This is a genomic window from Flavobacterium aurantiibacter (assembly GCF_002251775.1).
GTDB lineage: Bacteria > Bacteroidota > Bacteroidia > Flavobacteriales > Flavobacteriaceae > Flavobacterium > Flavobacterium aurantiibacter.
The window spans coordinates 1-2,599 of sequence record NZ_NOXX01000035.1; the positions used below are offsets into that span (position 1 = coordinate 1).

Consider the following 2,599-nt stretch of genomic DNA (forward strand, 5'->3'; position numbering starts at 1 on the left):
AAGCTGGAAATTAATTTAATACAATTTTTGTCGTGTACTTAGTTTAATTTTAGTCGCGAGAAATTACGAACGTTTACAGCGGTTAAAAACCGATTTAGAACTAACGTACGGCATTAAAGTAACGATTTATCAAAGAGATTTATCAAAGGCATGTAATGCTGAATCACTCTTTGAAGAAGTTAAAAAAAACAAATTGCATGTGAGTCATCTCATAAACAATGCCGGAATCGGAGTTTACGGCGAATTTACTAGCACATCGCTACAAGAAGAACTAGAAATGATAGAGCTAAATTGCTCCTCTTTGGTAGTTCTAACAAAACTTTTTTCTCAAGAAATGGTCCAAAAAGGAGCTGGAAGTATCATGAACATCGCTTCCCTGCTTTCATTTCTACCCTTTCCCTACTACGCGGTTTATTCGGCAACTAAAGCTTTTGTACTAGCTTTTTCTGAAACTGTAAATGCCGAATTGGTGGGTACGGGCGTCCAAGTAAAAGCTCTTTGTCCCGGACCAATTGACACTGGATTTACCACACCACAAATGGCAAAAACAAATGCTTACAAGGTGAACAAACCAGTTAAACCTGAACTGATAGCGCAAAAAGCAATTGAATTATTATTTAATAACAAACCAAAAAAAATAGTCGGATTTAACAATTGGTTTATCTCCAATTTACCGCGCGTAACTCCCGACTTCATCATGATGAAAATCAAAAAAAACTTAGCGAGTCAAGCCAACTAAATAATAGAAATATGAAAAAATTGATATTAACTGTGTTTTTTCTAATCACTGCCTGTGTAGTTCAAGCACAAGACAATAAAGAAAGTGGCATCTACTTTGGTGCGATAATAGGAACGAGATACAATAATTTCGAAAGGCATTTTGCTGCAGACGTTGATCCTGAATTGTTCTCGTTTTCGATTGGCGCCGGCAGCGCATGGACAAAAAACAACTACGTGATAGGCTTTGAATTCTTGTATTCAAATGGTGAGAAAAACAACAGTTACGGAGCAGTGCAGCTAACGGGATTTACCAATACATTATGGTTTGGCTACAATCTTTCAACAAACAAAAAATGGAAATTCGAGCCAAACTTGGGATTGGTATTAAGTAACAATCAATTAATTGCACAGAACAAAACAACAAACTCGTTTCAAAACTTAACAAATAACCAATTGTTGGGAAATTTGGGAATAAACGTTAGAGCTGTTGGAAAAAACGGACTCTTCACCGGAATAAAAGTGGGTTATATGCTTCCTTTTGCTGGCGAAACGGAATGGGAAAATAAAGTTGAAGGCACAAATACGGGTCTGAGTGATCAATTAGGTACTTTCTATATTCAACTCAATCTAGGTGGCTTTTTGGATCTATCAAAAACAAAGTAGATTCAAAAGTTTAAATACCATCCTTATTTGTTAATGAAGTAAAAAGTATGAAAGAATTCATTTTAGAACTCAAAACGCGAAATGAAACCCTGTTCTATTTTGGTGCTATTTGTCTGTTTTTTGCTCTAGTATGCTTTATCCTGTCAAAAACTACAAACACGCAAGTATATCAAGTCAACGCTTATCTCAAACCTCTAAAGTTTGCTTTTTCAACTTTCCTTTTTTCTTGGGCAATGGCTTGGTATTGCTATTATCTTCAAGGTTTTAACGTAGGTCTCTTCAACGTATTGGTTATTTTTTTGATGAGTTTTGAAATTATCTATATAGCCATAATGGCTAGTAAAGGAAGTACTTCTCATTTCAACACTTCTACTCCGTTTTATGCACTGATGTTTTCATTAATGGCTGTGGCCGCAACTTTAGTTACGCTGTACACCGCATACGTTGGTATACTGTTTTTTACGCAATCGTTCCCAGATCTTCCGAGTTACTATGTATGGGCAATCCGTTTTAGTCTTATAATTTTTGTAATCTTCTCTTTTCAAGGCTTTGCAATGGGTGCAAGAATGAGTCATTCTGTAGGTCTAGAAAACGACAATTCTAACCTCTTTATCTTAGGATGGAGTAAAACCGTTGGCGACTTAAGAGTAGCGCACTTTATCGGTATGCATGCCTTACAAATTTTACCTGTATTGTCGTACTATGTTCTAAAAAATACCAAAGCAACAATTTTTATTTCTTCTCTCTATCTAATTTTAGCAATCTACTCTTTTGTCACAGCGTTACACGGAAAATCTATTTTTCATAATCCGTTTAAGTAATTTTCTTCCACATTAAACGCTCAAATACCACCACAGATTGAGTTCGTATGATTAAAGCTTGTTTTCGAATTTTGATATTGAAAGACGATCGAAGTAATAATTGTCTTCACTAAAAAACGAACGGAAAAATGTAGTAATTTTAGTACACGATTCGTGCGCTCAAGCTTAACCACTTAATGCGTTATGAATCTACTAGTTACCAGAATTTTCTAATTACAACGCAACGATTTTGTTTTTACGAACGCCCAAAATCAGCAAGAAGTCTTCCGCAGCGAGAGACTTCCTAAAGCAATCAATCCATGGTTCAGAACTACAAGTATATTAGTCCGTTTAAGATTTTAATTGCTTTCCTTTAGTACACGACAAAAAACATAATTGATTAAAAATCAATAAAA

At 35.2% G+C, this 2,599-nt stretch carries 3 protein-coding genes; all 3 read left to right on the forward strand.

Translation table 11 applies throughout. The features are described 5' to 3' along the window. Positions 1-46: 46 nt before the first annotated feature. From CHX27_RS00315 to CHX27_RS00325, 3 genes are read left to right on the forward strand one after another with little or no spacing between them, the layout of a single operon-like run. Positions 47-739, forward strand: a complete 693-nt coding sequence (locus CHX27_RS00315; protein WP_094484800.1) for an SDR family NAD(P)-dependent oxidoreductase — start codon at positions 47-49, stop codon at positions 737-739. Between the two features lie 11 nt (positions 740-750). Then, positions 751-1,383, forward strand: coding sequence for a hypothetical protein (locus tag CHX27_RS00320; protein ID WP_094484801.1), 633 nt, complete (start codon positions 751-753; stop codon positions 1,381-1,383). 47 nt (positions 1,384-1,430) lie between these two features. Then, the gene (locus CHX27_RS00325; protein WP_094484802.1) at positions 1,431-2,204 is read left to right on the forward strand and encodes a hypothetical protein; all 774 of its coding nucleotides are present in this window, start codon (positions 1,431-1,433) and stop codon (positions 2,202-2,204) included. Positions 2,205-2,599 lie beyond the last annotated feature (395 nt).